The organism is Microbulbifer sp. A4B17 (assembly GCF_003076275.1).
Classification (GTDB): domain Bacteria; phylum Pseudomonadota; class Gammaproteobacteria; order Pseudomonadales; family Cellvibrionaceae; genus Microbulbifer.
On sequence record NZ_CP029064.1, the window covers coordinates 4,075,924 to 4,100,629 of the forward strand.

Sequence of the window (24,706 nt, forward strand, 5' to 3'; positions counted from 1 at the left end):
GGTAGCAAGCGACAAATCCCCATTGGCAGATACAAAAAAACCCGACTTAAAAGCCGGGTTTTTTTCAGTCCGTAGACTTAAGCTTCGTCAGAAGCCTGCTTGGCTTCTTCAGCGGCAGCTGCGTCGGCCTTGGCTTCCTTGATAGAAAGCTTGATACGTCCACGCTGGTCAACATCGAGTACCTTAACCTTAACCTTCTCACCTTCAGTCAGGTAATCAGTTACTGCATTTACTCGCTCTTCAGCGATCTGGGAGATATGCACCAGACCGTCTTTGCCCGGCAGGAAGTTAACGAACGCACCGAAGTCCACGATACGCACCACGGTGCCCTCGTAGATAGCGCCGATCTCAGCTTCCGCAGTGATTTCCTCGATGCGGGTTACCGCAGCTTCCAGGCTCTCACCGTCTTCACCGAAGACCTTGATAGTACCATCGTCTTCGATATCGATGGAGGCGCCAGTCTCTTCAGTGATGGAGCGGATAGTCGCACCACCCTTACCGATCACGTCGCGGATCTTGTCCGGATGGATCTTCAGGGTCGCATAGCGCGGTGCATTCTCATTCACCGTGGTACGGGAAGAGTCGATCACCTTGTTCATTTCCGCCAGGATGTGCAGACGCGCTTGCAGGGCCTGCTCCAGAGCGGTTTCCATGATCTCTTCGGTAATACCTTCGATCTTGATATCCATCTGCAGCGCGGTCACACCAGAGGCGGTACCCGCTACTTTGAAGTCCATATCGCCAAGGTGGTCTTCGTCACCGAGGATGTCGGTCAGAACCGCATAGCCTTCGTCTTCCTTCACCAGGCCCATAGCGATACCGGCTACCGGTGCCTTCAGCGGAACACCCGCATCCATCAGCGCCAGGCTAGAACCACATACGGAAGCCATTGAGCTGGAACCGTTGGATTCAGTGATCTCGGAAACCACGCGCACGGTGTAGGGGAAGCTGTCTGGGCTCGGCAAAACCGCAGCAATACCGCGACGAGCCAGGCGACCGTGACCGATTTCGCGACGACCGGTAGCACCTACACGACCCGCTTCACCTACAGAGTAGGGAGGGAAGTTGTAGTGCAGCATAAAGTAGTCTTTGCGCTCACCTTCCAAGGCATCGATGATCTGTGCATCGCCGGTGGAACCTAGGGTAGCCACTACCAGAGCCTGGGTCTCACCACGGGTGAACAACGCGGAACCGTGGGACTTGGGCAGAGCGCCAACTTCCACAGTGATCGGGCGTACAGTTTTGCTGTCACGGCCGTCGATACGGGGCTCGCCGCGTACTACAGAACCGCGCACCAGCTTCTTCTCAAGCTTGCCGAAGTAGCTCTTCACTTCATCAGCGGGTACTTCTTCAGTAGCCAGGGCTTCAGCAGCTTCACTGCGCAGTTCCGCCAGGCGGGTGCTGCGCTCCTGCTTGTTGGTGATGCGGTAGGCTTCAGCAACCTTCTCACCAAACTGAGCGTCCAGGGCAGCTTTCAGCTCGGTGTTTTCTGCCGGAGCCTGCCAGTCCCACTGGGGCTTGCCCGCTTCCGCTTTCAGCTCTTCACAAACCTTGATAATGGCCTGCATTTCTTGGTGTGCGTAGAGTACGGCACCCAGCATGATGTCTTCCGGCAGCTCCTGGGCTTCGGACTCCACCATCAGTACGGCGTCTTTGGTACCGGCAACGACCATGTCCAGCTCGGAGGACTTCAGAGCCTGGTAGCCCGGGTTCAGCAGGTAGCCGTCTTGCTGGGTGTAACCCACGCGCGCAGCACCGATTGGGCCCGCGAAAGGAATACCGGAAACAGACAGCGCTGCGGAGGTACCGATCATGGCGGCGATATCCGGGTCCATGTCCTTCTCAGCGGAGAGAACGGTACACATCACCTGAACTTCGTTCATAAAGCCGTTCGGGAACAGCGGGCGGATCGGGCGGTCGATCAGACGGGAAGTCAGAGTTTCTTTTTCAGACGGGCGGCCTTCACGCTTGAAGAAACCACCGGGAATTTTGCCAGCCGCGTAGGCTTTTTCCTGGTAGTGCACGGACAGCGGGAAGAAGTCCTGGCCGGCTTTCATTTCTTTAGCGCCGACAACAGTACACAGGACGACGGTCTCACCCATGCTAACCAGGGCAGCACCGGAAGCCTGGCGCGCGATGCGGCCGGTCTCGATGGTGACTTGGTGTTGTCCGTATTGGAAAGTTTTGCTTACTGGATTCACTAGTTTTTTTCCTATTTCCTTACGGTTACTGGCCCATTCCAGTAACCCCTACATTAGTTGCCTGGGCAGAGGTTCCAAACCTCCTATCCAGAGCGATACGGGGATGTACCGCTACCGACCCGGGTGGCCGGTGCAAACGCAGCACATCCGCCGGGATATTGCCCCTGGGGTTGTACTGCGAAACTGCCGAAAAGTGACAACAGCGCCACTTTTCAGCAAGCATTAAAAAAGAATGCCCGCCAGAGGCGGGCATTCCAGGGTCTTAGCGACGCAGGCCGAGCTTAGCGATCAGCTGTGCGTAGCGACTCAGATCCTTACGCTTCAGGTAATCCAGCAACTTGCGGCGCTGGTTTACCATGCGGATCAGACCACGGCGAGAGTGGTGATCCTGCTTGTGCGCAGAGAAGTGACCCTGCAGTTTGTTGATGTTGGCAGTCAGCAGGGCTACCTGGACTTCCGGAGAACCGGTGTCGCCTTCAGATTGGCCGTGCTCTTTCAGGATTGCTGCTTTTTCTACTGCAGACAGTGCCATAACGAATAACCTCGTCGTAATATGCTTTAAAAGATTCGGCTGGCCCGTGCATATTTACAGACCAGCTACTCACTATTGCAATACTCTCACATCAACCGCTATCGGCTCTCACCAATATAGCGTTTTCTGCTTAAGTACTACTTACCAGACGCCGAGGCGCTACGCACCCGTCGTCAGTAATTTCTCCTACGCCCAGAAAATCGCCATTTTCCAGGAAGAGGCGCACCATATCACCTTCTTCACCGATACGGTAGACCTGCAAATCCATTACCGGCTGCCCCTGACGCACATAGTAACCAGACTCGTCCGGAAGGGTGAGTTTGGGTAGCGAAGAGGCGGGAGAATCCACCGATAACAGGTGGTGATCCAACTCCTCCGCCATACCCTCACCGCGCTCCGCGGTGAGTTCATCCAGGGTCACTGAATCGGCCTCGACGTAGGGACCGGCGGCGCTGCGGTGTAACTCTTCCACATAGGCACCAACACCCAGGGCCTGGCCCAGGTCTTCGGCAATACTGCGAATATAAGTGCCCTTGGAGCAATGAACCTCAACTTCTGCACGGGGCTGGGCGCCCGGTGTGAAGCTCAGCAGTTCAAATTCAAAAATCTCTACTTCCCGCGCCTCGCGCTCCACTTCCAAGCCCTGGCGTGCCAACTTATACAGCGGCTGCCCCTTGTGCTTGAGGGCCGAGTACATGGACGGCACTTGCTTGATGGGACCGCGAAAGGCTTCCATCGCCTTCAGCACAGCTTCTTCGGTCAAACCGGAAGCATCTTTAGTTTCCAGTACATCGCCATCGGCATCGCCACTGGCTGTAGTCATACCGAAAACAAAAGTACTGCGATAGCGCTTGTCCGCATCGAGTAGGTACTGGGAGAACTTGGTCGCTTCGCCGAAACAGATCGGCAACACGCCGGTTGCCAGGGGGTCCAGCGCTCCGGTATGACCGGCGCGATTGGCGAAAAAGAGTCGTTTGGCTTTTTGCAGGGCGTCGTTGGCGGTAATCCCGGCGGGCTTGTTCAATAACAGCACGCCGTGAACCGGCCGGCCCCATTTTGGTCTGCGGCCCATGGATTAATCTTCGTTGGAGTCGCTATCGTCGTCTTGGTGTTTGCGATCTTCTTTCACCGCCTTGTCGATCAGGGCAGACAGTGCCTGGCCGCGCACCGAGGTCTCGTCGTAGCGGAAGTGCAAACGGGGAATAGTGCGAATCTGGATTGCACGCGCGAGCTGCGTGCGCAAAAAGCCGGCGGCTTTATTCAGCACTTCGATAGAGGTATTAATTTTGCTGCGATCATCCTCACCCACCAGGGTGACAAAAACTTTAGCAACGGTTAAGTCGCGGCTGACTTCAACATCATTGACGTTGATCATACCCAGACGAGGATCGCGAATCTCGTGTTGGATCAGCTGGGCCAGCTCGCGGCGCATGGCGTCGGCGACGCGGTCTGCGCGATGAAATTCTCTTGCCATTGTTTACCTATTGAGAATGGCGGTTTAAAGACAGGAAAACCCGCACGGCTAGCGCCGCGCGGGTTTATCCTCGATCCGCTGCGGAACTCCTTAGAGTTCGCGAGCAACCTTAACGATATCGTAAACTTCGATCTGGTCACCGGACTTAACGTCGTTGTAGTCCTTAACCCCGATACCACACTCCATGCCGTTGCGCACATCTTGCACATCGTCTTTGAAGCGACGCAGGGATTCCAGTTCGCCCTGGTAGATCACAACGTTGTCGCGCAGTACGCGGATCGGCTTGTTGCGGTAGACGGTACCTTCGGTAACCATACAACCGGCAATGGCGCCAAACTTCGGTGAGCGGAACACATCGCGAACCTGGGCAATGCCCACAATTTCTTCGCGTATTTCCGGATCAAGCATACCGGACAGCGCCTGCTTCACTTCGTCGAGCAGGTTGTAGATTACGCTGTAGTAACGAATCTCTACGCCTTCTGTCTCAGCAACCTTTCGGGCAGCCACATCAGCACGGGTGTTGAAGCCCAGTACGATAGCGCCGGAGGTCAGGGCCAGGTTGATATCGTTCTCGGCGATACCACCTACACCGCTGGACACGATGTTGACAGAAACTTCTTCGTTGCCGATATCCGCCAATGCGCCCAGGATAGCTTCCAGGGAGCCGCGAACGTCCGCTTTGATAACAACCGGCAGTACTTTGCGCTCGCCGGCTTCCATGTTCGCAAACATGTTTTCCAGCTTGGCCGCTTGCTGGCGCTGCATGCGCTCGCGGCGCTCTTTATCACCGCGCTGTTCGGCTACTTCACGAGCTCTGCGCTCATCCGCAACCACCATGAACTCGTCACCGGCGTTGGGTGTGGTGTCCAGACCCAGCAGCTCAACCGGAGTTGAAGGGCCAGCTTCTTTAACCTGCTTGCCCAGCTCGTTGGTCATGGCGCGAACACGGCCGTAGCTCTGGCCTGCCAGTACGATATCGCCGCGCTTCAGCTCGCCGTTCTGTACCAACAGGGTGGCCACAACTCCGCGACCTTTTTCCAGGCGGGATTCGATCACAACACCCGTTGCCGGTACCTTGACCTTGGCCTTCAGCTCCAGCATCTCTGCTTGCAGGGAAATCGCTTCCAGCAGGTCGTCAATACCTTCACCCGTGTGTGCAGACACGTTGATGAACTGGGTATCGCCGCCCCAGTCTTCAGGAATTACATCTTTCGCAGCCAGCTCGTTTTTAACGCGATCTGGATCGGCAGCTTCTTTGTCGCACTTGTTGATTGCAACAACCAGCGGTACACCGGCAGCGCGGGCGTGGTTCACAGCTTCTTCAGTCTGCGGCATCACACCGTCGTCAGCGGCCACAACCAGAATCACGACGTCAGTCGCCTGGGCGCCACGGGCGCGCATTGCAGTAAAGGCGGCGTGTCCCGGGGTATCCAGGAAAGCGATCTCGCCCTGGCTGGTTTTTACTCGGTAAGCACCGATGTGCTGGGTAATACCACCAGCCTCACCGGAAGCCACCTTAGTCTTACGGATGTAGTCCAGCAGGGAGGTTTTACCGTGGTCAACGTGCCCCATAACGGTAACTACCGGTGCGCGGGACACCTCAGTGCCTTCACTGGCCTGGGTCTCGGCAACCAGCGCTTCCTCCAGCTCGCTCTCAGAGCGGAATACCACCTTGTGGCCCATCTCCTCGATGATCAGCTGTGCAGTTTCACGGTCCAGGCTCTGGTTGATAGTAACCATCTCGCCCATTTTCATCAGGCGCTTGATCAGGTCACCGGCTTTCACATTCATCTGTTTGGCCAGCTCGCCAACAGTGATGGTTTCGCCCAACTGTACTTCGTACACCTGTTTCTCCGTGGGCCTTTTAAAGCCGTGCGTAGGTTTAACCTTCAAGGTCGGACGAGACAGGGAGCGCGTGCTGCGCTTGGATGCTTCGTCTTCCTCAAATACTTCCAGCGCCTGTTCGTACAGAGCGGTTTTGCTGGATTTTTTCGGGCCGGACTTGGAGCGGCGACCGCGACGTTTACGCGGCTCATCCTCAGAGCGATCAGCTTCAGCGGGGGCGGTGGTTGCCGCCTCCAGCTTGCGACGCAGAGCAGGCTTGACCTCACTAGTCTTTTCGGCACCTTTCGCTGATGCCGGCTTAGCCTTGACTGCCTGTGCAGCTTTGTCTTTCTTTTCCTGGGCTGCGCGTCGGTCAGCTTCTAATTTGGCTTTCTTCTCTTCAAGTTCACGCTTTTCCTGCTCAGCCTGTTGCTTGCGACGCTCCATCGCGGCAATTCGCATTGCCTCGATATCGTCTGAATAGCTTGAGCGGATTGGTGCGGCGGGCTCTGCCTTTTTCACTACGTTTTCCGCGGTCTTATCCTCTGCTTCAGCCGCCTTCTGGTCGGCTTTTACTTCACTTTTTGCTTTTGCCTTCGCTTCCGCTTCAGCCTTGGCTTTCGCTTCTGCTTCGGCCTTGGCTTTGGCTTCCGCTTCAGCCTTGGCTTTCGCCTCGGCTTCAGCTATCGCCCTTTCTTCCGCCGCTATGCGTGCAGCTTCTGCCTCAGCTTCAGCGCGCGCACGCTCTGCTTCGGCCTCCAGTCTTTCCTGCTCGCTGTGCAGGGCTTCAACTGCCGTTTCCTGTTCGGGGCTACCGGATTCCTCACCTGCCGCTACGGTTTCAAGCTCCGCTTGAGGGCGCTTCACATAGGTGCGCTTCTTGCGCACTTCCACATTCACAGTCTTGCGGCCGGTGCCAGAGCCGGTCTTCAGTGTGGTTGTGGTTTTGCGCTTCAAGGTGATCTTGCGCGGCGTCGCACCCTGCTCCCCGTGACTGCTTTTCAGGAAGCTGAGCAAGACCTGCTTTTCCTCGTCTGACACCACTGCATCTGCAGAGGTGTGAGGCAAACCCGCTTCTTTCATCTGCTTCAGCAGACGGTCTTCGGTGGCACCAACCGATTTGGCGAGTTCGCTAACTGTTACTTCGGCCATTCTCTCTCCTAAAAGTCACTTGGTCGGAGGGGGTTACTTATACGTAATTTATCTATTGCTGCTGCGCTTAAGCTTCTTCTTCGCCGCTGTCATCGGCAAACCAGGGCTCACGCGCTTTCATAATCAGCGCTGCAGCGCGCTCCTGGTCGAGACCTTCGATATCCAGCAGGTCATCAACGGCTTGCTCTGCCAGGTCTTCCATCGTGGCAATGCCACGGCTGGCCAGTTGGAATGCCAGCTGGCGTTCCATACCGTCCATATTTAACAGATCATCCTGGGGCTCGGACGCATCCAGTTTCTCTTCAGATGCCAGCGCCTGGGTCAACAGACTATCCTTGGCGCGGGCGCGCAGCTCTTCAGCGATATCCTCATCGAAACCCTCGATAGCGAGCATTTCTTCGATGGGCACGTAAGCTACTTCTTCCAGAGAGGCGAAGCCCTCTTCAACCAGTACGCCAGCAACGTCTTCATCGATATCCAAGCGATCCATAAACACCTGCATGATGGAGCTGGACTCGGCTTCCTGCTTGCTCTGCCACTCGTCACTGCTCATGACATTAATCTGCCACTGTGTCAGTTCGGAGGCCAGGCGCACATTCTGACCGCTGCGGCCAATAGCCATTGCGAGGTTTTCCTCTGCTACCGCCACATCCATGGAGCCGGTATCTTCGTCGACAACGATAGATTCAATTTCTGCTGGCGCCATTGCGTTGATCACGAACTGAGCGGGGTTCTCATCCCACAGTACGATATCTACGCGCTCACCAGACAGTTCGTTAGAAACCGCCTGAACACGCGCTCCACGCATACCCACACAGGCTCCCACAGGATCGATACGGCCATCGTTGGTATTTACAGCGATTTTTGCACGCAGACCGGGGTCGCGGGCGGCACCTTTAATTTCGATAACCTGCTCGGAAATTTCCGGCACTTCAATGCGGAACAGTTCGATAATCATTTCCGGGCAGGAGCGGCTCAGCATCAACTGAGGGCCGCGGGCTTCCGGCTGGATTTCCAACAGGATTGCGCGCACGCGATCGCCGAGTCGGAAAATTTCGCGGCCAACCAGCTGATCGCGGGGCAGGCGCGCTTCGGCGTTATTACCCAGGTCTACAGCGATAAAATCGCGGGTCACCTTCTTCACAGTGCCGCTAACCATCTCGCCGACGCGATCGCGGTACTCGTCTACAACCTTGGCGCGTTCGGCTTCACGTACCTTCTGTACGATGACCTGCTTTGCGGTCTGTGCGGCGATGCGGCCAAATTCTACATTTTCCACCTGTTCGCGGAAAACGTCACCTGCTTTCAGGTCAGCATCTTTTTCGTGAGCTTCTTCCAGGGTGAACTGGGTACCCAACTCAGCCAAGACATCATCACCGACCACTTCCCAGCTGCGGAAAGTCTCGTAATCGCCTGAACGACGGTCAATGATAACCTCAATGGTTGAATCTTCGTCGTAGCGCTTCTTCGTGGCCGTTGCCAATGCCGCTTCGATGGCCTGGAAAATAATCTCCTGGTCAACGCCCTTCTCGTTGGATACCGCCTCGGCTACCAGCAAGATCTCTTTGTTCATGCAACTGTGCCTCAAAATCGCCTGAGCTCAGGCTCCTACAGGTTATTTGGTAAATTGGGGAATGATATTTGCTTTTTCGATACTGTCGATCGGCAAAAGGTATTCGTTTTCACTATCTACACGCAGAACCACTTCATCACCCTCTACACCGGCCAGAAGTCCGCGCCACTTGCGCTGCCCATCCAGAGGCATACGCAGGCGCACTTCAATCTGGGCGCCAATAAAGCGCTCGTACTGGGCCAGCTTATAAAGAGGGCGGTCGAGCCCTGGAGAAGAGACTTCAAGTGTGTACTTACTACTAATGGGATCTTCCACATCCAGTACAGCACTGGATTGGCGGCTCACTTTCTCGCAATCCTCAACGGAAATACCGTTTTCGGAGTCGATATAAATGCGCAGCAGCGCGTTGCGACCGTGGGTTTGGTACTCAATACCCCACAATTCACACCCCAGCGATGCCACCACCGGCGCCAGAAGCTCTTCCAGCAATTCGCGTTTGCTCGCCATTCTCGTCACCACATACAAAAAATGGGCCTACGGCCCACTTCGAAAAATACCTGCAACTTTTCTTGCAGATACGAAAAAGCCCCTGACGGGGCTTTGACCGCACATTCGCGCAGTCAGTGTGCACGAATGCAAAATTTGGTAGCGGGGGCAGGATTTGAACCTACGACCTTCGGGTTATGAGCCCGACGAGCTACCAGGCTGCTCCACCCCGCAACAACGAAAGCGCAATCAAAGTTTTGCCCTAAGGCAAGTTGGTAGCGGGGGCAGGATTTGAACCTACGACCTTCGGGTTATGAGCCCGACGAGCTACCAGGCTGCTCCACCCCGCAACAACAAAAGCGCAATCAAATTTTTCCCTAAGGAAAATTGGTAGCGGGGGCAGGATTTGAACCTACGACCTTCGGGTTATGAGCCCGACGAGCTACCAGGCTGCTCCACCCCGCAACAACTCCAAGAAACAAAGCCTGGTTGATCTTTGTTTCCCTGCGGCGGGACCAGCCCAACCACTCAAGAGGCTGCGCATTCTATTGGTGCTGATCCGGTGAGTCAAGCCGTAATTGGCATTTGTTTTCACCGATGGGTTAAAGACGTCTTTACCATCTCGCAGATCAGTATAGAAAAGGAAGAAAATCCCGCAAGCGGGCAACTTCTATTACTTTCTTTTTTTCCTGCCCATTCATTCTTATTAAAAAACGAAGGCAGGCCACCATCTATAAGCTAGCGGGTTAACTGGTGCACTATTGCTTTTCGAATAGGGGGGAAGCGATCACTGACTCGCAACACCATTTTGCGCAGCAACTTGGCCGGTAAGCGATCGTCAGTAAATAAATCCACCACCCTATTAGTCCCAGAGTAAATCGGCTTGGATTCAACCCGGTGCAGCATCTGGTAACGGGCCAGGGCCCGAGTCAGCTTGGCTGGATTATATAGACGACTAACGCTATCCAGTTGGCGGGCCAAAGTATCCGCACCGGCTAAGCCCAAATTAAATCCATGTGCAGTCACTGGATGCATCCCCACAGCGGCATCTCCCACCAAGGCAAAGCGCTCAGTGAAAAAGTGATGTGCGTATACCGCAACCAATGGATAACAGTGGCGCTCGCCAAAAGCTTTGACACTGCCGAGCTGGGACGCACTTTCGCGAGATACGTGCCCGGCGAACTCATCATTACCCATCGCCATAATTTGGGCAGAGAGGCTGGCGGGAACAGTAACCACGGCCGATGAAATATTTGGCTTGGGCAAAGGCAGCAGTGCCAGTGTCGAGCCGTAGCGGAAACACTCCCGGGCAATACCATCGTGGGGCAATGCGGTGCGTACAGGGCCAACAATCGCCACTCGGCCAAAGTCGCGCATATCGGCGCCAATGCCCGCCATGCGCCGCACTTCAGAAAAACGACTATCGGCCGCAACCACCAGGGAAGCGCGCACGCCCTCCCCCTCTGCCAGCTCAAGATGACGCATAGCACCGCTCAATGTCATCCCGGTAACAGTTGAGTTATCAAGCAGCGCTATATTCTCGGCCTCCAAAACTGTCTCATATAAGATTCGCCGGATCGCAGAGTTGGAGACAATAAAACCCAGGGGCCCCTTCTCTCCCGGGCTAAAGTGGAGTGTCGAAGGGGAATTGCCATCGACTACTTCGGCAGCATTTAGTGGACTGATCTCTTCCGGGGATAATCTCTGCCAGGCCCCCAGTTCTTGCAGCAGCTTGTAGGATTTGTGTGTCAGGGCAATCTCGCGACCATCGTCAACGGGAGCGGACAGCGCCGACTTATCCTGGCGCTCAATAATTACTACCTGACACCCTTTACGGGCGAGCATCACCGCCAAGGAAAGCCCAGCCGGTCCAGCACCTACGATAGCTACATCGGACTCCGTCATTTTCACACCCCTGATTTGCACGCAACAAATACAAGTCACTCTATTGACTTACACCCGGGATAAACTGATCCAGATCAGGTTAAAGCCAATCCCAAGCTGCTCTACAGAGGTATAAAATGGTGAACTTTAGGAGTATAAGATATCAATCCCGCCACCAGCGCTCCCGAAAAAACTGGAGCACCATGGAGCTCAAATATGGAACTTAAAATTCATTTTATTAACGCATTTACCGACAAAGTCTTTCACGGAAATTCAGCCGGAGTTGTTGTTACTGAGGATTGGCTGGATGAAAATTTAATGCAGTCCATCGCCGCAGAAAATAATCTTTCCGAAACCGCTTTCCTGGTAAAACGCCCAGACGCCAGTTATAAAATTCGCTGGTTTTCACCGTTAACGGAAATTGATTTTTGTGGTCATGCCACCCTGGCCTCAGCCCATGTTCTTTTTTCTCAAAACCCTCAATGCGAGCAACTCCAGTTCCATGCGACCGCTGTGGGAAAAATGACAATAAACCGAGGAGAAAATGGAATTATTTCCATGGACTTCCCACGAAGGGAGCCGCAGCCTGTAGATCGCATACCACCGGAATTACTGGAGGGGCTTTCAATAACACCGACCCAGGTGTTACTTAACAACCAAGCTTACTTTGCCATCTACGATAGTGAGCGAGAGGTATTAGATGTACAGCAGGATGCGAGCAGCCTGCGAAAGCTCGCCCCCTACGATGTGGTCGTCACGGCAAAATCCGATAAGTACGATTTTATCTCCCGATACTTCTGGCCATCCAATGGTGGTGCCGAAGATCCGGTGACCGGCTCTATTCACACAGGGCTCGCCCCTTATTGGTCGCAAATTCTGGATAAGAAAGAGTTGATCGCCTATCAGGCCTCCACGCGCGGCGGCCTGATGAATTGCACTATCGCCGGGAACAGGGTCATTATCTCAGGCAAAGCAGTACCCTACCTTGAAGGCACAATACAGGTATAAACAATAAACCGCATATCTACTGAAAGGAAGCTAGGACTGATGAACAAAACAGGATCCTGCCTTTGTGGCACCGCACGCTACGAGATCGACGGAGACTTTGAGGGCTTTTTTCTCTGCCACTGCGGCTACTGCCGTAAGGACACCGGCTCTGCCCACGCCGCCACTTTATTTTCCTCTACAGCTAAGCTCAAGTGGATGGCCGGTAGTGAGGCCAGCAAAATTTTTAAACTGGCAGGAACCCGACACAGTAAAAGTTTTTGTACAGAGTGTGGCTCGGCCCTGCCACTGGAGGATAAAGAACTCGGACACCTGGCAGTCCCAGCCGGTAGCCTGGACAGCCCGATAGAAATAAAACCTAACGCCCATATTTTTATGGCCAGTAAAGCCGAGTGGGATCAGGATCTTGAAGGAATTCCACGAGTTGATACCTTTCCACAAATGGACAAGGTCGATTCAGATTAGAATCACAGTCCCGCAGCTGCCATAACTGTTAACAGCGGGACTGGATAAAAACTCTTAGCCGGGATGACCATCAACACGAGGCTGGAATAACACTGGAGTGTAATACAGTAGGAAAAGTGTATAACCGATCACCCAGGCAATAATTGCAGCTAGAAAGCCGCTCGGGGCGGGTGCCCAAAAAACACGTGCGAGCGCGGACAACGCCAGAGCTATAAAAGCCAAAGGCATCAAGCGAGGCGCCTTCAGTATTCGGCCGGTATGACCGAGGCTGACACGGCTGGTCATCGATAAAATCAACCCACCGATACCACCAACGGCAAAAGCGTGTAAGGCAGGGCTCTGCCAGGAGGGCGCAATTTTGCTCCACGCCAGAGCGGCCAGGAAACAACCCAAAATAACCAGCCAATAACTCACATGCAGGGACCAAACCATAGGTTCTGACCATATTTTGCTGGGGTGCCAACGCGCCACGCGAATCACCTGCAAAATACCCAGGAAGCAAGCAAAAAAGGCCCAAACCATTTGTGGCAAACCAATAACCACAGACAGCAATAAGCCTACTGCAGAAACATGGGTACCCCACTCCACAGCCGGCAGCTTATCCTTGGGACTCAAATGGAAGCGGCGCGCAGTAAAGAATGGGATAACACGCCCGCCAATCACCAGAATAATTGCAGTCACCAGCAGTAGAGCCAGCAAGGCAATGCGGCTCTGAGCAGCCGGCACCAGCCAATGACTGGCCGATAAAGCAGCAAACATCAGCATCGCTGGCAAGACAAACATATTCCGCCACTGCTTGGTTCTCAGCACCCGGGCTCCAAGCAAGAAGGCTGAGAACAGGAAAAAGGACACTTCAGCAATCACCGGCATCCAGATAGGGACTGCCGCCAACAGGTAGCCCAGACGAGCCAAGAGCCACAAGCCGACCAAAGCAATAAGCTGGGTTCCCTTTGGAGAGGGTATACCTGTCCAGGTTTGCATGGCTGTTCCCAGGAATCCCACCACAACAGTAGCCGCGAAGCCGAACAGCATCTCATGGGAGTGCCAGACTACTCCCATACGAAATGCCGGCATTTGCCAACCGAGCAGCTGCCCCTGCCAGATCACCAGGGCAACCATACTCCACAGGGCCGCCCCCCAGAAAAAGGGGCGAAACGGCATACGCCAGATAGGTGCAATAGACTCCGCACGCGCGCGGTCAACAATAGGTATCAAAATCCATTCTCCTTACCAACTACGGGAGAGCCAGGCTCCCTACTCAAATAATTCGCAGTACAAGACCACCCCGACAGGCCTGCTTTGTTTGGAGAATCAAAGGCGTCCTATAAAAAGCAGGACACAGAGGTTTTATCTGTCCGGCGGCGCCGCTAGCTAAGCGGAAGCACCGACTTTTCAGTCATCCGCATCAGTGCGGGATATCGCCCGAGATTCCATTTCCAGGGATTGGGAAAGAACCCTATTCTTACTCAATTAACAAAAATAGTTAACAAAAAAATGAGCAGTCTGTGAATTAATCTCTTCGTAGCGAGAAAATTTTTATCCGTGTAAAGGAGAAACAAAAACCCCATATTTTATAGGGTTATTTCCATTATTTAGAGGGATAAAGTGTGACAGAGATGAAGTGCACTTGAAGTATCGCACAGGCCTGCTATTTCTGGGAAGTACTTCCCTTCACAAAAAGCAAACTCACGATGAGTGCTGCAGCGGCCAAACATGCATTGACCGTAAATGCCCGATCAATTCCTTCAGACAGCTCCGGAGCCATTGCCACAACAGTTGTGTTCATTGCCAGTCCAATAGCTCCACCAACAATTTGGAACATGTAAATTAATGCCGCCGCTAAACTTGCCCTAGCGGGCCCCAATACAGTAACAGCAGTAGTCGTTATGGTGGGAAAATACAAACCCAAGCCCACACCTAAAACAAGCATCCCCGGAACCAGGTGAAGATATCGATCGTGGATAATTAACCCGGAGAGCAAAAACATTCCAAACCCTAAAAAAAGGGCTGCGGCAGCTAAAATCATTTTGGCCCCCATAACTTCATAAAGCCATCCCGCGATATAAGATACCACCGCATAGGTAACCATAACCGGCAGCAAACCGGCACCGGACCACACCGCAGAAAAGCTCAATTCCTTAATCAGGAACTGGGGTATATAGAGGAGCATAGATACGAAAGTGACCGATAAAAATAATGTAACTAAAGCAATACTAAAGAAGTGCCAATTGCTAGCTACGTCTGATGGAATAAGCGGATCCGAGCGGGTGTGGGGCTCTATCCAGGCAAACATTAGAAAAAATAAAACTGAAGTTACAAAGAGTCCGATAACTAACGGGCTTCCAAAGCCTACATCAATAACAAAATCCAGAGACAGCATTAGTGCTAAAAGGCTAATAGATAGGGAAACCATCCCCAAGTAGTCGACTTTTTTATTTCTTTCGGCCGGCTTATCAGCTTCAATAACTTTCCAGCCGACTAACATCGCCGCCAAAGCAATAGGAAAGTTAATAAAAAATATCCAGCGCCAACTGAAAAAATCTGTAAAAAACCCACCCAGCAATGGACCAACTGAATTTGCAAAACCACATACGGTCATTATCAAACCACCCGCTTGCCCCGCCCTGTCTTCTGGCATAATCTGGTAAGTCATTCCAAGAACAGCAGGCCACATCAGGGCACCACCAACCCCCATCAATGCCCTACTTCCTAGCAACATCCACTCATTTACCGCAAGACCACCCATAACAGAAAAGAACACAAAGATTGAAGTTCCAATAAAGAAAAGACGACGCCGACCAAACATATCCGCCAAACGTCCGCCCGTAACAATAAGAATACCAAACACCAGGGCATAACCATTTAGCACCCACTGAAGAGTGGAGATATCAGCATTAAAATGCTTTTCCATTGCGGGAATAGCAACAGAGAAGGCGGTAAAATCATTGGCCACCAAAAATACAGCAAACGACAAGGCTGTCAGGCCAATTATCTGTGATCTGGATAGCGGGGTCTTTGAGACTGCCATATAAACAGGACTTCAAATTTTATAAACGCAGTACCTGAAATAGAAGCTTGGACCAATTAGATCTAAACCGCTAGAATTTTTAGCGTGCATTCTTTAACAGCCATACTAACGATAACTTCCTACAGACTTTATTACTAGTATTTGAGTGCTTTTATCCTATACAACTAACAACGCCTATTGGCAATACTATTTTCAACAAATTAGGACTAGATATTATCGACACCTGTTTTTACGTGTCATTATCATTTTTTAAATGAGGCAAACCGCCGGCATGAAGACAGTAGGAACAAGCACAAAATTTTTTGAGTCATGGAGGTATTACTCAAAGATAAATTAAGGATCACTGCCCAGGCATAGCCAAGTATTAATGCCAACAATAATGGCTTGGAGCCAGTGCAAGCAAGCAGTCTCACTACTTCCTCCCATCATTCAGGGCTGATCAAGTTAACCCTGTACTTTCCCTACATAACTGGCAGCAGTTTGCCAGGACACACTGACAGCAGGTATCAATATAGATTTCATCTGCGAAATATAGGAGTTTTTCTGTCTCCAATCAGCAGCCATAAATAGCCAATTGAAATATAGGAATATTTGTGAAAATCATCCTGTTAACGATCACTTATTCTTCCCTAGAAATTACTGACTTAGCACAAGCAGACAGTACCTATCTTATCTATCAAGCGGGCACTGGCAATACTGTAATGGGGGGGGCAAAGTGATCCAACAATTATTAAGAACTTTTTACAGAAACAGTAAAAACTGAAAAAAACGAAGTAATAGTGATCCGCAAATCTAATCATTCAGGAACTTCAGTCCCAACTTAACTGCAATTTGTAAAGGAGTTTATCCGTGATAAATTAAATCCATTATCACTGGACTGTCAACTCTAGCCATGATACAGGTAGCACAGGCCAGTAATACTTATATTGTCAACCAAACCGGCAACGGCAACACTGCTATGGGAGACCAAAGTGACCCCACCGTTACAAATAACCTGATCGTACAAACCCAGAATGGTGATAACAACACCGCAGAGGCGGAACAGATCATTAACAGCAGTGATGGCGTGATTATTCAGATCTAGTTTGGAGATGGAAACTTAGCCACAGCAAGCCAGGAGGATAGTACTGGCACAACGCTGACAACCTTACAAATGGGTAATACTAACGAAGTTACATCCAGTATGCTTGGTGACTCTAATAACACCAACTTTGTCTCCCAAACCGGTGACATAAATTTCACTGAGACTGTAAATTTTAACTCCAGTTTAAATAGCACAAATATCGTTCAGATTGGTACTGATAATCAATCTGCAGCTTCTCATTTCAATAATTCAAATAATAATTCCATATTTATTAGCCAGGATGGATCTCAAAATATTGGTTCTGCATCTGCAAGCCTTAATACAAACAACACACCTCCCTAGTTTTACAAACTGGATCACTTAACAACGGTGGAATTTCCCAGTTCGACAACTCTGACTTTATGACAAGTACAGCTATTCAAAACGGCAATGATAATTTGGGGGGAACCAGTAATTCAAACAGTAGTTTTGGTAGTACTTTTATTAATCAGATCGGGAACTCAAACCTTGGAGGCTCAAGCCAACTTGACAGTACACAAAGCCATTCGTTTTCCCAGCAAATAGGGAATGATAATTTAGTAGGTGGTGTGCAGGCAATTTCAAGTTCCAATGTAATCGGCTCTGCGGCCCAAATCGGCGATCAAAATATTATTGGAGGTATGGGCCATTTTTCCAGTAGCAACGGTACCGTAGAGGTCACTCAGATAGGCATTGCTAACGATGCAGTTGCTTTTCAAATTATGAGCGACTCAGGGATGTTAACGCTTTTTCAGACTGGCCAGCAAAATATAGCAACAGCTTCCCAGACAGGATTATCAAACACCCTCCTGGGGACACAAGAGGGCATGCAAAATTTGCTCTCCACTATTCAGGATGGTGACTTAATCTCTGCCGACACAAACCAAAGTGGTATGCTTAATGAAATCGATCTTAATCAGGCCGGCATGAGTAGTATGGCAGCGCTAACACAAATTGGTAATAATAATTTACTACAAGCCATGCAAACAAATCTCTCAGCCTCAGCCACCGTGACACAGCTTGGAGACAACAATACCGGAAACATTATGCAATAGGCTACATCGGAGTAAAACCTGATTCAATATCAAAAAGCTTTTGTAAATAATCAAAAACTGGGAATACATTGTTATTAATACAGGACAACCGATATTCAATATCGATATCTCATAGTTAGCGTCCAAGATGCATTCCCTTCTTTGATTATGAATCGATTAGCCTCCTACTTAACACCAGCCAATGGATATTAATCATGGTGAAGAATATGATTTATAGGAAAATATTACTACACTCCCTTTAATCGGAGTACGTACCTTAATTTATATGACGCAAACTGTAATTACTGATCCTAGAAAGGGAAAAGTTGAAATCCTACTTTATTCCCAATATTGCCACACTTATTTCCTATAGCTACTTGCAGCTTTATCGACAAAAATACTATTAATCGTTGATTGATATTGCTTCGAAAGTCTATGATTAGAGAACTTATCAGATTTATGATCTCTAAACCGTATCATCATGAAGTAAAGTGATATTTTTTATGCATTAACCTCTATCAGAAACTCAGAATACTGTTTACTGCTCATTCTATTTAAGGTATCCAAGGATAATACTATGTCTTTAGATGGATTTTAAAGGCACCTGCTACCTCCCCATTACTAGAAGTCAAAGTTAGTAAAGGAGTTATCCAATGAAGACACTCTCATCCACATATTATTACCCCAAGCTACCATTGGACATAGCTAAATGGGAAATACTGCCATTTAAAGCCAAGCTGGTATAGACATACTACTGACCCAATTGCCCCACCGAGTATAGTGCGACATGTATTAATGACCTATTGGGATTTTAGTTACAACTAATACCCGTCTTAGAGATTTTGTAGTCAAGGAGTATCGTATGAAAATCTCAGCTTTCACTCTCACCTCTCTTACATTAGCCATTAGCTACACGGCCATCGCTGACAATAATTTTGTTATCCAGGAGCAGATTGGTGTTGGCAACACTGCCACAGCCAATAATGCTCAATCAGATGTTAACAACAGTACAATTATTCAAACCCAAATCGGTGTCAATAATAGCGCAGACGCCTTGCAAATTGACGGCACCTTCCTTAGCACCATTATCCAACTCCAAATCGGAGATGCCAATGAAAGTGAAACGGCCCAAGAGAATACAACCAGTAGCGAGATAAATTCTCGACAGCTTGGGACCAATAACAGCGTTAATGCCGGTCAAGGGACTGTCACCGACAGCATACTCGCCGTAAACCAGTTAGGTACATCGAACACTGCCAATTCACAGCAAGTGGTGGCTGACGCAATTTTCTCACTGGCTACACAGGTAGGCACGCAGAACTCTGCTGAGATCTATCAGGAAAACCTAAATTCTGGATCAGGTACTTTACAGCAATTCGGAAGCTTAAATACTGGGAATATACTCCAGCTTGCTAGTGGTAACCCCAACGCAGCCCTACTGCAAGTAGGTCTTCAAAATACGGCCAGGGTTGACCAACTGAGTGTCACCGATTCTTTTACCTTCATTAGCCAGTTTGGAGAAAATAATGATGCTCAAATCAATCAAATAGATGCCGCAGCAGATAGCGCCCAGATAGTTCAGGCTGGAGCGGAAAACTCAGCAGAAGCGACACAAGATGTCAGCAATTTTAATACTGTTTTTATCGCTCAGGTTGGTACACTGAATACAGCCACAACCAACCAGAATACTTCAGAGAATGGTACTTTAATTGTAACCCAGGCAGGTTCGGCAAATAGTGTCGAAGCCGATCAAAGTACCGATCTTAGCAGCGCACTTATTATTCAAGCCGGAGACCAAAACTCAACAGCTACAGACCAGGTGGGAGCTGATGTAAATCTGACAGTTACCCAGTTCGGCTCTAGCAACTCAGTCACTCTCCAGCAGGACGGCACTCTCCTCAATGCAACAACAGCACAATTTGGCACAACCAATGAAGCCGTAATTGCTCAGAGTGGTTTAGGTAACACCCTAACATTGTTACAAATCGGCGATGGGCACTATAAGGAAATATCACAATCCGGAGTAGACCAGTCATCCTTTACTGTTCAAATAGGCAGCTCAAACTTTGTCAGCGTTATGCAGTAGTTTTAACACTAAGGGACTTCAAATAGGGGCAGTGTTAACTCTGGCACTAATAAAAAAGTGACCTGGCTGCGGGGGAGAACCAGGTCACTGAAAGGGTTTGAGCGGGGGCTATTCAGCCCCCTGATTTTTAGTCTTGGTAATCGATGGTCATATCAAAGTTACCCTCAACACACTTGGCATAGTCGCCCTCATTCAGCGCTGAGTAAGCGGTCTGGTAATTCACCAACTGACACGCGTAGCTCTCGTTATTGGGGGTATCCGCCGACCAACCCCAGTCTTTATCCCAGTAGATATCCAGGGATGCCGCACCGCCGGTCTGGAACTGCCCCATATTGGCACAACCGAGTTCTTCATCCTCTGGAATTTCTACGCCGAAGTATTCAGCCGTACTCTGGTAGTACTCGATCCGGTACTGGGAGCGGTAGTCCTCGGTACCTGAACTACATTCGATCGCACCATTGATAATATTCGTCGTGACACCGAATCCTGCGGTGAGGTTATTCGCCAAGTCCACACTGTTCGGCTCCCAGGTGCCATCAATCACGTGCAGAATGCTCGGCTTGGGCGGCTGTGGGTAGACGAAGAAGAAAATAGAGCTGGCCAGATTCAACCAGGTATCCGCTACCAGCTCAGGTGCTTCCAGCAGTGTGTAAATATCGCTGTACATCGCCTGGGAGAAGGGACCGTAGTTATAGTTCCAGCTCAACTGCTTGGCACCACGTCCGAAATAGCTCTTGTAGCCGCCGTCATCATTGATCGCACAAGGCCATGCTTCGGCAGCCCAGCTACTGCTGGCATCACAGGCACCATAGCCACCGGAAGTATCCTCAGTCCAGCCGATTTCACGTAACCAGTACAGACCTTGGCGCCATTCCGGTACCTCCCAGCCTGTCGCATGAGCACCGGTTTCCTGGGCATAGTGCGCAAACATTACGGCCATCGATTTGCGGCAGATAGCATCGGCATCGCGACCATCAGTGTAGTCACCACAGAATGCGGGAAACTTGGCTACGGCGCGGAGAAAATTTGTGTAGGTATACTCTTCCGCTCTAAGAGCGAAAAGATAATCCCAGTCTTCTTCGGACAAAATACTCTCAACCCGGAGGACGTTTTCAGGGTTTGCACTGCGGCCGGGTTGTACCGCCTCAACAACAGCGTTATCCCGAGTCTCAACAGTATCCTTGACTTCCTCCAGCAAGGAATCGCCGCTGGTAATCGACTCTTCAGCAGCTTCCAGTTCACTGATCCCCATTACATAGCCATCAGCTGAAGCACAACCGTCCTGACTGATAGACACTTCAGCCACATCACTGGCTTGAGTGGAGTCAGAAGCTGTCAGCTGGAAGGTATAGGTTACATCGCTGTAAACTTCAGACAGAGTTACGGAGGTAGAGCTGCCGGTATAGTTGCTCATCTTAACGACCGGGCCGCTGGTTTGACTCCAGATATAGGAGATATCGCTACCACCGGTGGTACCGGAACCATCTAGGGTAACCGTTCCGCTACAGCCAACATTGATACTGGACACTGAAATATTTGCGGTTACTGAGCTTTCAGAACCATCGGTATTATCATCGCTGTCATCTTCATCAGTGTCATCCAATGCGAGATTTTGAACGGTTACCTGCGCTTCTTCTGTGATCTCGCCATCACTGACGATCAAGCTAAAGACATAGCTCACATCGTAAGTGCTGGAAGGCAAGGTAACGGAAGTCGATGCACTGGTCGCGGAAGCAATATCCGCTTCAGGAGAGGCCGGGGACAACTGGGCCCAGCTATAAGATAGATTGCTGTCGCCACCAGAGGCACTCGCGTCAAGTGTGATAATACCGCCACCAGTTATTTGGGATTGTGACGCTGAAGCACTGACAGTAATGGGTGTGCTATCGGAGTCATTTCCGCTGTCGTCACTATTATCATTATCGCTGTTGCCACTATCGTCGCTATCACCACCGGTATCGTTATCATCGTCGGAATCACCACTGCTGGAGCAACCATCCGCTTCTTTAAGAAGCCAGGGAGAGCCCCAGGTATTTTCCGCCGTTAATGCATCTGTGGGATGGTCATCACCATTGGCCCACCACTGGGCAATGAACAAGTCGCCGTCGTAGCAAACTTCCTCGCCCTTACGATAATTTTGACCGGAGATATAAGTATCGGAGTCATCGGAACCACCACTGTCTCCGCCATTGCCGGAATTTGTATTATCGCTGTTGTCCGAATCCGTGCCTCCGTTATTGCCAGAGTCTGTATTGTCATCACCCGAGTCTGAATTATCACTATTACCGGAATTGGAATCATTATCGCCGCTGCTCTCACAAGCACCAGACGCCTCCAGAATCCAGGGAGAATCCCAGCGGTTTTCAGATGTCAGGGCATCTGATGGAATTTGAGAGGCCGTTGCCCACCATTGAGTTTTATAGAGGTTTCCTTCATAGCAAACCTGGCTGCCACCGGTATAACTTTGCCCCGCAACGTAATCATCGGCTGGCTGTGCCGCACCTACCCCCTGGCCCCCAAGCATCAATGCTGATGCTATGGCTGTGCGAATAAAAATATGGCTCATAGAATCTCCAACTATCGTTTTTAGGGTTCTATTAAAAGTTTTACGCGATGAGACACCTACCAAACTGACAGGTATAAATTCCAAAAATGAAGATCAAGAACTCATGTGAATAATCTGTAACGGGAAGTGTTAGTAAATAAAGAGCCCATTCGTAGCATGAATCTGCACTTTCAATGCCAGGCTTTTCTAGACAGAAAGGAATAATCTTCCTTCCCCCGTTTTTATCTATTCGGTTGGATGCAACTGCCCCTGCATCTTCTAACAATTCTCACAAACACTGACTTTATTTCTGTACGCTGTTCATCTAACCCCATAGGTACACTGCATGTTCGATAAATACGAAAGGGAATGGTTCCAGACTCAAGTAGAATATTTCATGACCATATCGACACAGCTATCGTGAGGAAGTAAACAAATGTGAGAAATTAAGGTGAAAAGTATCAAAAATTTCACCATAAAAGACCTAAATTTCAACTTAATGAACCTTTATGGGAAATAATTTCAAAGGCTACATAAGATACCAGGTTAAGGAGTATACCTGGCCAGCATATGATTCTTAGAAAAACTCAATAGTGACCTTAGATCAGCCAAGGCATCTAATTAGCTACAGTGTAAGAATATATTCTCAACCTTCTGTGCCTAAGCAGTAAAAATAAAATCTCAAAAAGCGCCGCTGGCTTTCGCAGGTGACTTTACTCTCAGGTTAAGAGTACTTCTCTCCTATGGTACTCCTCCTGATTCATAGCTACACTTTAAATCGGCAATATCAGCAGTAATAAGACCAAACAGGCGGCAGCTCAGCCCATAGCCAATTCAAACTGAATCCCTGCGACTTTAGCAGCAACCGCCTTAACATGATCAAAAAAGGGAGATTTCTTGTGAAGCTCTACCATATCCTTTTTACAATCATTCTTCTTTTAGTAAGTACTGTCGGTCACACCGATAGTAGTACTACCACAGTGGAACAAAACGGCGATGGTAATCTGGCGACTGCCGACCAGTCCGATCCAACCATTGAAAATAATTTAATAGAACAGTCACAGACAGGAAATGGCAATTCTGCCGAGGCAACGCAAATTGTAAACTCTTCTATGAGTTCAATACTCCAAGTTCAAAGCGGTGACAACAATGACGTCTCCGCCAGTCAACAGGAAAGCAGCTCAACCATGGTGCAAATAGTGCAGGCGGGAGACAGTCAAATTGCACTGAGCACACAGTGGATCACAAATAACACTATTGGAGAGATCTATCAGGAAGGCCAACTGAATGATGGCGAACTCTTCCAGTCTGACTCAGTTAATGATACTGGCTACCTGTTCCAATCTGGACAAAGCAATATGGGTTTTGTTCGCGCCACCAGCGGTGAATTCCATTCTGGCACACTTCTCCAAACTGGGGTTCTGAATGATGGTAATGTTATTCAACTACGCGGTGCTTTTTACACCGCCACGGTCACACAGAGTGGAACAGGAAACCAAGCTTCCAGTGCACAGAATTTTGGCGAATCCCTTATCAGTGAAATCACTCAGAGCGGCGACGCCAATACTGCTTTTCTTTTACAAATATTTAATGAAAACAGCTACGCACTAGCAAGTCAGAATGGATCTGATAACTTCTCATCTATTCAGCAAGAAGGGGAGTTTATGAATGTGAATACGATACAGAATGGCATGCTTAATGAGGTTATTGCCAACCAGGATGGTGCAACCAGCTCTACCCTGGCCCAACAAAATGGGATAGATAACTTTATCGAAATTTCACAAAGTGAAACGAGTGGAAGTATCACAGCCAATCAGATAGGTAATGGCAATATTGGGATGATATCCCAGTAACAAATATTCAAAATCTGTTAATCAATCATTGAGACTAAGCAGTAATTTAAAGTTTAATCCAACCTTTAATTGCCCGTTAGCAGACTGCCAGCGGGCACCTTTAGGAGCATTTTATAGATATTTTACACTACACACATCAGATTTCAGCCTTTACTTTGTTCACCTCTATCTACTTCTTCTGAGTTCTCGCACATCCAAAATTTTACACGAGCTGGATACGTCTATAAGTACATTTATAAATTTCTGCTACGTGAAACCCCAGCGTTCCAATATACCTACAACAGTCCTAATAGCGACTTTACGGGTAAATTATTGCTTGACCACTTACCCCTGATCTTCCGACGCAGGTATGGACTCTTTATCTAGCCAGTAAATCCTCTGGCGCTATGGGTAATATACGCACAATACCATTCCCTAATAATTTCAAATTAGACATCAACAATAACGTCAACAACTTTATAT

18 protein-coding genes and 3 tRNA genes are annotated in these 24,706 nt (G+C 49.8%); 6 read left to right on the forward strand and 15 right to left on the reverse strand.

Annotated features, from left to right (window positions below; all coding sequences use genetic code 11):
* Window positions 1–77: 77 nt before the first annotated feature.
* The 12 genes from pnp to ubiM form a co-directional block, all read right to left on the reverse strand.
* A complete protein-coding gene (pnp, locus tag BTJ40_RS17955; protein WP_108734358.1) occupies window positions 78–2,201 on the reverse strand; it encodes a polyribonucleotide nucleotidyltransferase in 2,124 nt (707 codons plus the stop codon).
* Window positions 2,202–2,226: 25 nt separating this feature from the next.
* Complete coding sequence (locus tag BTJ40_RS22395; protein ID WP_157954147.1) at window positions 2,227–2,424, reverse strand: hypothetical protein; 198 nt, start codon at window positions 2,422–2,424, stop codon at window positions 2,227–2,229.
* Between the two features lie 39 nt (window positions 2,425–2,463).
* Entirely contained in the window at window positions 2,464–2,733 is a 270-nt protein-coding gene (rpsO, locus tag BTJ40_RS17960) for a 30S ribosomal protein S15 (protein ID WP_108734359.1), read from the reverse strand.
* Window positions 2,734–2,863: 130 nt separating this feature from the next.
* On the reverse strand, window positions 2,864–3,805 hold the full coding sequence (truB, locus tag BTJ40_RS17965) for a tRNA pseudouridine(55) synthase TruB (RefSeq protein WP_108734360.1): 942 nt from the start codon (window positions 3,803–3,805) through the stop codon (window positions 2,864–2,866).
* Between the two features lie 3 nt (window positions 3,806–3,808).
* Window positions 3,809–4,207, reverse strand: a complete 399-nt coding sequence (rbfA, locus tag BTJ40_RS17970; RefSeq protein ID WP_108734361.1) for a 30S ribosome-binding factor RbfA — start codon at window positions 4,205–4,207, stop codon at window positions 3,809–3,811.
* A gap of 90 nt (window positions 4,208–4,297) precedes the next feature.
* Entirely contained in the window at window positions 4,298–7,183 is a 2,886-nt protein-coding gene (gene infB / locus BTJ40_RS17975) for a translation initiation factor IF-2 (RefSeq protein ID WP_108734362.1), read from the reverse strand.
* 67 nt (window positions 7,184–7,250) lie between these two features.
* Entirely contained in the window at window positions 7,251–8,756 is a 1,506-nt protein-coding gene (nusA, locus tag BTJ40_RS17980) for a transcription termination factor NusA (RefSeq protein ID WP_108734363.1), read from the reverse strand.
* 42 nt (window positions 8,757–8,798) lie between these two features.
* Window positions 8,799–9,263 carry a ribosome maturation factor RimP gene (gene rimP, locus BTJ40_RS17985; protein WP_108734364.1) on the reverse strand — a complete coding sequence of 155 codons (465 nt, stop codon included), beginning with the start codon at window positions 9,261–9,263 and terminating at the stop codon, window positions 8,799–8,801.
* A 136-nt stretch (window positions 9,264–9,399) separates the two neighbouring features.
* Window positions 9,400–9,476 (reverse strand) — tRNA-Met (locus BTJ40_RS17990).
* Between the two features lie 39 nt (window positions 9,477–9,515).
* A tRNA-Met gene (locus BTJ40_RS17995) sits at window positions 9,516–9,592 on the reverse strand.
* 38 nt (window positions 9,593–9,630) lie between these two features.
* Window positions 9,631–9,707 (reverse strand) — tRNA-Met (locus tag BTJ40_RS18000).
* A gap of 273 nt (window positions 9,708–9,980) precedes the next feature.
* Window positions 9,981–11,147 (reverse strand): 5-demethoxyubiquinol-8 5-hydroxylase UbiM, encoded by a 1,167-nt coding sequence (gene ubiM, locus BTJ40_RS18005; RefSeq protein ID WP_108734365.1) that lies wholly within the window; start codon window positions 11,145–11,147, stop codon window positions 9,981–9,983.
* A gap of 195 nt (window positions 11,148–11,342) precedes the next feature.
* Between ubiM and BTJ40_RS18010 the strand changes: the two genes are divergently transcribed.
* Both BTJ40_RS18010 and BTJ40_RS18015 read left to right on the forward strand, forming a co-directional pair.
* Window positions 11,343–12,134, forward strand: coding sequence for a PhzF family phenazine biosynthesis protein (locus BTJ40_RS18010; protein ID WP_108734366.1), 792 nt, complete (start codon window positions 11,343–11,345; stop codon window positions 12,132–12,134).
* A gap of 39 nt (window positions 12,135–12,173) precedes the next feature.
* Complete coding sequence (locus BTJ40_RS18015) at window positions 12,174–12,596, forward strand: GFA family protein (RefSeq protein ID WP_108734367.1); 423 nt, start codon at window positions 12,174–12,176, stop codon at window positions 12,594–12,596.
* A gap of 54 nt (window positions 12,597–12,650) precedes the next feature.
* Here BTJ40_RS18015 and BTJ40_RS18020 read toward each other — a convergent pair whose 3' ends face one another.
* Both BTJ40_RS18020 and BTJ40_RS18025 read right to left on the reverse strand, forming a co-directional pair.
* Window positions 12,651–13,811, reverse strand: a complete 1,161-nt coding sequence (locus BTJ40_RS18020) for an NnrS family protein (RefSeq protein ID WP_108734368.1) — start codon at window positions 13,809–13,811, stop codon at window positions 12,651–12,653.
* A gap of 433 nt (window positions 13,812–14,244) precedes the next feature.
* Entirely contained in the window at window positions 14,245–15,624 is a 1,380-nt protein-coding gene (locus BTJ40_RS18025; RefSeq protein WP_108734369.1) for an MFS transporter, read from the reverse strand.
* Between the two features lie 892 nt (window positions 15,625–16,516).
* Here BTJ40_RS18025 and BTJ40_RS18030 point away from each other — a divergent pair.
* From BTJ40_RS18030 to BTJ40_RS18045, 3 genes are all read left to right on the forward strand, one after another.
* The gene (locus tag BTJ40_RS18030; protein WP_108734370.1) at window positions 16,517–16,708 is read left to right on the forward strand and encodes a hypothetical protein; all 192 of its coding nucleotides are present in this window, start codon (window positions 16,517–16,519) and stop codon (window positions 16,706–16,708) included.
* A gap of 401 nt (window positions 16,709–17,109) precedes the next feature.
* A complete protein-coding gene (locus BTJ40_RS18040) occupies window positions 17,110–17,781 on the forward strand; it encodes a hypothetical protein (RefSeq protein ID WP_108734372.1) in 672 nt (223 codons plus the stop codon).
* Between the two features lie 841 nt (window positions 17,782–18,622).
* The gene (locus BTJ40_RS18045; RefSeq protein WP_108734373.1) at window positions 18,623–19,846 is read left to right on the forward strand and encodes a hypothetical protein; all 1,224 of its coding nucleotides are present in this window, start codon (window positions 18,623–18,625) and stop codon (window positions 19,844–19,846) included.
* 127 nt (window positions 19,847–19,973) lie between these two features.
* On the opposite strand, the gene BTJ40_RS22630 is transcribed toward BTJ40_RS18045, so the two are convergent.
* Window positions 19,974–22,412 (reverse strand): glycoside hydrolase family 19 protein, encoded by a 2,439-nt coding sequence (locus BTJ40_RS22630; protein WP_108734374.1) that lies wholly within the window; start codon window positions 22,410–22,412, stop codon window positions 19,974–19,976.
* A gap of 878 nt (window positions 22,413–23,290) precedes the next feature.
* On the opposite strand from BTJ40_RS22630, the gene BTJ40_RS18055 reads away from it, so the two are divergent.
* The gene (locus BTJ40_RS18055; protein ID WP_157954148.1) at window positions 23,291–24,244 is read left to right on the forward strand and encodes a hypothetical protein; all 954 of its coding nucleotides are present in this window, start codon (window positions 23,291–23,293) and stop codon (window positions 24,242–24,244) included.
* Window positions 24,245–24,706: the final 462 nt, after the last annotated feature.

Coding starts and splice junctions, on each gene's coding strand:
- BTJ40_RS22395 (WP_157954147.1), bottom strand. CDS start 2,424: ATGCTTGCTGAAAAGTGGCGCTGTTGTCACTTTTCGGCAGTTTCGCAG.
- rpsO (WP_108734359.1), bottom strand. CDS start 2,733: ATGGCACTGTCTGCAGTAGAAAAAGCAGCAATCCTGAAAGAGCACGGC.
- truB (WP_108734360.1), bottom strand. CDS start 3,805: ATGGGCCGCAGACCAAAATGGGGCCGGCCGGTTCACGGCGTGCTGTTA.
- rbfA (WP_108734361.1), bottom strand. CDS start 4,207: ATGGCAAGAGAATTTCATCGCGCAGACCGCGTCGCCGACGCCATGCGC.
- infB (WP_108734362.1), bottom strand. CDS start 7,183: ATGGCCGAAGTAACAGTTAGCGAACTCGCCAAATCGGTTGGTGCCACC.
- nusA (WP_108734363.1), bottom strand. CDS start 8,756: ATGAACAAAGAGATCTTGCTGGTAGCCGAGGCGGTATCCAACGAGAAG.
- rimP (WP_108734364.1), bottom strand. CDS start 9,263: ATGGCGAGCAAACGCGAATTGCTGGAAGAGCTTCTGGCGCCGGTGGTG.
- ubiM (WP_108734365.1), bottom strand. CDS start 11,147: ATGACGGAGTCCGATGTAGCTATCGTAGGTGCTGGACCGGCTGGGCTT.
- BTJ40_RS18010 (WP_108734366.1), top strand. CDS start 11,343: ATGGAACTTAAAATTCATTTTATTAACGCATTTACCGACAAAGTCTTT.
- BTJ40_RS18015 (WP_108734367.1), top strand. CDS start 12,174: ATGAACAAAACAGGATCCTGCCTTTGTGGCACCGCACGCTACGAGATC.
- BTJ40_RS18025 (WP_108734369.1), bottom strand. CDS start 15,624: ATGGCAGTCTCAAAGACCCCGCTATCCAGATCACAGATAATTGGCCTG.
- BTJ40_RS18030 (WP_108734370.1), top strand. CDS start 16,517: ATGATACAGGTAGCACAGGCCAGTAATACTTATATTGTCAACCAAACC.
- BTJ40_RS18040 (WP_108734372.1), top strand. CDS start 17,110: ATGACAAGTACAGCTATTCAAAACGGCAATGATAATTTGGGGGGAACC.
- BTJ40_RS18045 (WP_108734373.1), top strand. CDS start 18,623: ATGAAAATCTCAGCTTTCACTCTCACCTCTCTTACATTAGCCATTAGC.
- BTJ40_RS22630 (WP_108734374.1), bottom strand. CDS start 22,412: ATGAGCCATATTTTTATTCGCACAGCCATAGCATCAGCATTGATGCTT.